The organism is Pseudonocardia tropica (assembly GCF_040105315.1).
Lineage (GTDB): Bacteria > Actinomycetota > Actinomycetes > Mycobacteriales > Pseudonocardiaceae > Pseudonocardia > Pseudonocardia alni.
In genome coordinates this window covers 1-5,088 of sequence record NZ_JBEDNP010000044.1, presented here as the reverse complement: position 1 = coordinate 5,088, position 5,088 = coordinate 1, and the positions used below count along the sequence as shown (strand labels likewise).

General features: G+C 70.8%; 6 protein-coding genes. 3 read left to right on the top strand and 3 right to left on the bottom strand.

The genetic code is table 11. The features are described from left to right. The first annotated feature begins 124 nt into the window (after positions 1 to 124). From WHI96_RS27055 to WHI96_RS27045, 3 genes are all read left to right on the top strand, one after another. Positions 125 to 973 carry a hypothetical protein gene (locus WHI96_RS27055; RefSeq protein ID WP_345648627.1) on the top strand — a complete coding sequence of 283 codons (849 nt, stop codon included), beginning with the start codon at positions 125 to 127 and terminating at the stop codon, positions 971 to 973. 206 nt (positions 974 to 1,179) lie between these two features. Beyond that, on the top strand, positions 1,180 to 2,403 hold the full coding sequence (locus tag WHI96_RS27050; RefSeq protein WP_345648624.1) for a dienelactone hydrolase family protein: 1,224 nt from the start codon (positions 1,180 to 1,182) through the stop codon (positions 2,401 to 2,403). Between the two features lie 156 nt (positions 2,404 to 2,559). Further along, positions 2,560 to 3,690, top strand: coding sequence for a hypothetical protein (locus tag WHI96_RS27045; protein ID WP_345648621.1), 1,131 nt, complete (start codon positions 2,560 to 2,562; stop codon positions 3,688 to 3,690). A gap of 9 nt (positions 3,691 to 3,699) precedes the next feature. Here the strand turns inward: WHI96_RS27045 and WHI96_RS27040 are convergent, their stop codons facing one another. From WHI96_RS27040 to WHI96_RS27030, 3 genes are all read right to left on the bottom strand, one after another. Beyond that, entirely contained in the window at positions 3,700 to 4,140 is a 441-nt protein-coding gene (locus WHI96_RS27040) for a helix-turn-helix domain-containing protein (protein ID WP_224404096.1), read from the bottom strand. Positions 4,141 to 4,472: 332 nt separating this feature from the next. Beyond that, a complete protein-coding gene (locus WHI96_RS27035; RefSeq protein ID WP_224404097.1) occupies positions 4,473 to 4,862 on the bottom strand; it encodes an RsmA family anti-sigma factor in 390 nt (129 codons plus the stop codon). A 19-nt stretch (positions 4,863 to 4,881) separates the two neighbouring features. After that, the coding region (locus tag WHI96_RS27030) for a sigma factor-like helix-turn-helix DNA-binding protein (protein ID WP_349302490.1) at positions 4,882 to 5,088 on the bottom strand (207 nt) is incomplete at its 5' end.

Here is a 5,088-nt window from a genome sequence, read left to right as displayed (position 1 = left end):
GGCTGTAGGTGTCCGACGGCATCAGCTTGATCAGCAGGCGACGGTCGGCAGCGCTCAACTCCCGATAACCTCTCGAGCCATGCGGCGAGATTGCGCCCGGCCACGATGGGCCTGCCTATCTCTGATGGTGGTGGCGCTGCTCGTCGGCACTTCAGTCGCCGGGTGCGGCGACCGTTTCACTGAGAGACGCGCCGCCTACGAGCAGGAGCAGCAGCGCGAACGCGCGCTCGACGACCTCGGGCGCCAGCCGGTATGGACGGGCACGGTCGCCGCCTTCGACGCCGAAGCGATCTTCAACTTCATCACCTTCGACTACGGCGGCCGGTACCCCACCGACATCCAGCTGGCCCGTATCCGGCCGATCGAGTGCGACCTGGAGACCGACAGGGAGTACCGGAAGGCATTCGTCCAGCGTCTGAGCGTCACCGTCCCGGCCGGAACCAAGTTCGCACTGGTGAGGTCCACCGACCGGGGCGGCGACCCGGAGGACAGCGGCTTCCTGCACTACCTCACGCCGGAGGGCCGACCCGACATGAGCCGTCCGACGGTGAACGAGGAGATGGTTGCGACGGGGCTGGCCGAACCAGATCCAGAAGTCGAACTCCGGTCCAGCGGATCGTACGAGCCGACCCCGCTGCCTCAGGTTGTCGACCAGAACCGGGAGCTGATGTCGGATCTGGACTTCGGGTACTGGGAACGCTTCGTCCGCGCCTTCGTCGAGGCCGACGAGCGCAGGGAGGCTACGGCCGGGGCCTGCGCCGAGAAAGCGATCCAGGACCGCCAGACCTATCTTCGAGAGGCCCGGGAGGCAGAGGAACGGTACCGGCGGTTGGAGTTGGGTCCTGACGGCCGGCGGGGGACCGCTGACGACTTCAGTGACTACGACGGAGATGGCAGGCGGGACAACAACGGCAGCAGCTCTGGCGGGGGCTTCGACGTACCGGACAGCCTCTGCCCGACCCGGTTCTGCTGATCGGCAAGAGGCCGGGCGGGTTCGCCTCGATGGCGTCCAGGTGCCCGACCTGGACACACCAGCCCGGGGGCGCTGCCGCAAGTGATGCGCGACAACGAACACTCACGTTCTAGATCCATCTAACTGGATCGTCTACCCTCCTTCGTATCAACGAATGGACGGGTCGGATGAGGGCTGGGACTCGCCGCCGGCGTGCACCGATAGGCGTGGTCGCCGGCGCTGTCGCGTTGCTCGTGGCCGTGCTCCCCGCCGAGGAGTCCGGGATCGCGGTGACGCGATCGGCGACAGTTGGCGTCGACCGGTCCCCGGCTGTGGCCGCCGCGGCTGTGCGGGCGGCGGTCCCGCTGGGCGGCCTGGAGGTCCCGGATCCGCTCGCTCTGGACTCGGGTGGTCGTGTCACCAGCGTGCGCCAGTGGGAGCAGCAGCGCCGCCCGCAGCTGCTCGAGGCTTTCCAGGACAACGTCTACGGCACCTCGCTGCCCGCACCGACGAAGATGACGTTCTCTGAGGACAGCAGCGGGGGCGGCGGGTCGGCCAAGAAGGTCACGATCACGGTGACCGGGCCCGAGGGCACGGCGAGCTTCACGCTGCGGCTTTTCACCCCGTCGTCGGGCAAGCCGAAGGGCACGTTCCTGCTGATCGACCACCGGGGCTCGGTGGGAGACGACCCGGGTTCGGGGGGCTACGCCCCGGTCTCGACGATCACCGGTGACGGCTATGCCCTGGCCGCGCTCAACGCCGACGAGGTCGCGCCCGACGACGCGGGCTCCTACCGCAACGGTGTGATCGACGCGTTCTACCCCGCCGGACAGGACCTCCCGGCCGACGCGGGCCGCACGATCAGCGCGTGGGCGTGGGGCGCCAGCCGAGCGATGGACTACCTGCAGACCGACCCGGACGTCGACCCGAGCAAGGTCGCGGTGATCGGACACTCCCGCGGTGGGAAGGCCGCGCTGTGGGCCGGCGCCCAGGACCCGCGGTTCCCGGTGGTCATCTCGAACAACTCCGGCTCCACCGGAGCGAAGCTCGCCCGCCGCGACTCCTCGGGCGAGTCGATCTCGGCGATCAACTCCCAGTTCCCGCACTGGTTCCCCGAGACCTACAAGCGTTTCGACGGCAACGCCGCCGCCCTGCCGGTGGACCAGAACGAGCTACTCGCGCTGATCGCGCCGGGCCGGGTCGTGGTCGCCTCGGCCGCCGACGACGGCAACGCCGACCCGCAGGGCGAGTTTCTGTCCTACCTCGGTGCCGCCCCGGTCTATGAGCTCTACGGGCTCGGGGAGACCGGCTTGTCCTCGGCGAACTGGCCGCCGGCCACGGGGAAGGGCTTCCGCGGCCCGGGGATGAGCTATCACCTGCGATCCGGGGGGCACGGGCTTGAAGACTCCGACTGGCAGATCTACCTGGGCAGCAACCTGTTCACGCGCTGATCAGCGGCGTCGTGTCGCAGCCGCGGCCGCCGGTGCGGCCGCGGCGCTGCTCCTCGTCGGGTGCACGGCCCCAACCCCCGTCGACGCCCCCCCGGGGCGCCGACCCCGCCTGCCCGGCAAGCGTTCGATCCCCCGACGGCGTTCGGGCCCGCCACGATGTCCCTCGGCGGGGACACCGGGCTCCCGGCCCCGCAGGTCCTCGACGGCGTCTACGGCTGGTCGTTGTCCGATGCCGGCCTGACCCGGGTCGACCTGACCTCGGGCGAGGCGATCGTGGGCGGCTTCCCCCAGGCCCCGCTGTTCAGCGGACTGGACGTGTCCCGCCCGACCGCGATCGGGGCACCGTCGGTCCTCGGCGCCCCGGTGCTAGCCGACCTGCCCGAGGGCCGTCGGGTCCTGGCGGCCTGGCCGGTCGAGCAGCCCGGCCAGGGCACCACCCCGGCCCGCCGCGGCATCGAGCTGGTCGCCGCGGATCCGGGCACCGCCCGCACGCTGTCCTCCATCACCGTCCCTCTGCCTCCCGAGTGGCTCGAGGAGTCGCTGACGGGCTTCACGGTCTCGGTCGCCGGCGTCGTGGGTACCACGGCCATCGTGAGCGCATCGACCTCCGCGACCGCCCACACCGCCGCGGTCGACCTGGCAGGGGGAACCCTGCGATGGTCCGCGCCCGGCGTCGCTGCTGTGCTCGTCGGCGAGAGCACCGTCGCCGTCGAGGCCCGCGACCTCGTCGAGCGTGAACTGCGCGGCCTGAGCATCGGCGACGGCAGCACCCGCTGGGCCGGGCTCACGGGCAGCGCGGTGTGGCCGGTCGGGCGAGCTCGGATGCTGGTCGACCTGAGCAGCCTGTCACGCCCGGCCGGAGGCAGTCAGGTCGTGGAGATCGCGACCGGGCGACCGGTCGGCAGTCCGCTCAACGGCCAACCGGGCTGGTCCTGCCGCTCCGACGACCAGGCCCTCACGATCTGCTCGCTCGCCCCCTACGTTGGGACCGACGCCGTCCTCGGGTTCGACGCCGCCGGCGTCGAGCTGTGGCGGATCACCCGTGACTCGGGGCGGGTCCCACCGACGGTCACCACCGCCTGGCACGGCATGGTCTACGGCTACACCGACGCCGGACCGCTGGTCCTCGACGGCCGGACCGGCCAGGACAGGGTCGCCTCCGCTACGACGGCTCCGCTGCTGGTCAACGAGTACTTCGCGGTGGGTCCCGACGCCCCTAGGACGCCGGAACAGCGCCCGAACTACCGCCATCCGTCGCGGCTGGTCGCGAGTCCCACTGCCGGATGAGCGGGCAGGTCAGGGGCGGTCCGGGCGCTCGGTGTGTCCGGGCGTCGGCATGGCCCGCAGATCAGCGACGACCTGCTCCAGCGCTCGGCGGGTCGCCGGCCGGAGGTGACCGATGGCCCGGACGAGGTCGGCGATGTCTGCCTGCCGCACGACCTGCAGCACCTCGAGTTCCTCGGCGCTGACCTGGGCGTAGGGGTCATCGAGCAGGTAGCTGACCGGCACCTGGAAGAACCGGGCGATGTCCTCCAGGGTTGCCTTCGACGGGTTGGTGGTGCGCCCGAGGCGCAGGTGGTTGAGCGTCGCGCGCGACACCGATCCGCCGGAGGCCTGAATGCCCGCGACCACCTCGTCGAGAGTGGTGGGCCGCCCTTGCGACTCCAGCGTGCTGAACAGGTAGTTCAGCTTGTCCGCCAGAGATCGCGAGCCCGCGGAGTCCCCTTGCGCCACCACCCTGCCCCCCTCATCTGGCCCACTCCCGAGTCACGGAGAGGCCGACGGTAGTTCTACCGCCCGATGGCGCCACCTGGCCGCAGGCTGCCGCGCGTCAGCCGCCTCCGCCGCCTGCCTCTGCTCCGCCCCGCACCGTCGATGCCCGGTCAACGAGTACTTCGCTGCGGGAGCTGCGAGTCCACCAAGCCCGTAACGGCGACCGGACTACCGCGCCCCGGGGCGGCAGGCCGCGAGCCCCACCGGATCCCACCGGATGGGGGGCGTCGACGCTTCTGAAACCTTGAAAGGCCACACGCGGGCCCCTGCCGAGCGAAGTGGTTGGGGGGGAGTGCTCAGCCCTGGTCGTCCCCGGGCTCCTCGCGGTAGTGGTCCTCCGGCGCCAGTTCGGGCATACCCACCCGGTCCGCCATGTCGTGCGAGTCCTCGAGGTCGGCGCGGTACCCGTTGGCTCGGCGTTCGGCCTCTCGCGCGATCGCCGATTGCCATCGGGCGGCCACCTGGGGCGGCACGTGGAGCGGGTCGTGCGCGTTGGGCGGGTCTGGAAACTCGGTCTCTACTGCGGCGAGTTCGGCCAGCATGCGGTGAGCGAGGTCAGGGTTGCGGTCCATCACGATGCGTAGCCGTTCCTCTTGTCCAGCGGTGAGTGTCCCGGCGCGCAGATCCGCCAGGTCCTCCCAGCTGAACGGTGCCGGTGAGTTGCGGTCTTCGGGCGGTGTGGTCACAGCCGCTCCGATGCGCTGGTCAGTAGAGGAGACTCGCGGAGGAGTCTAAAAGGTTCCCGCGAGCTTCGCGTTCTTTCGCCCGGAGTTGTGCTCGCGCGGCGTTGGCCCGGTTGATGCGGCTGCGGACGGTCCCGATGGGCACGCCGAGGACCTCGGCAGTTTCCGCGTAAGAGAGCCCATTGACCTTGATCAGCTCGAAGGTCCGGCGCCACGGGGTGGGGATCTG

Coding starts and splice junctions, on each gene's coding strand:
- WHI96_RS27055 (WP_345648627.1), top strand. CDS start 125: ATGGTGGTGGCGCTGCTCGTCGGCACTTCAGTCGCCGGGTGCGGCGAC.
- WHI96_RS27045 (WP_345648621.1), top strand. CDS start 2,560: ATGTCCCTCGGCGGGGACACCGGGCTCCCGGCCCCGCAGGTCCTCGAC.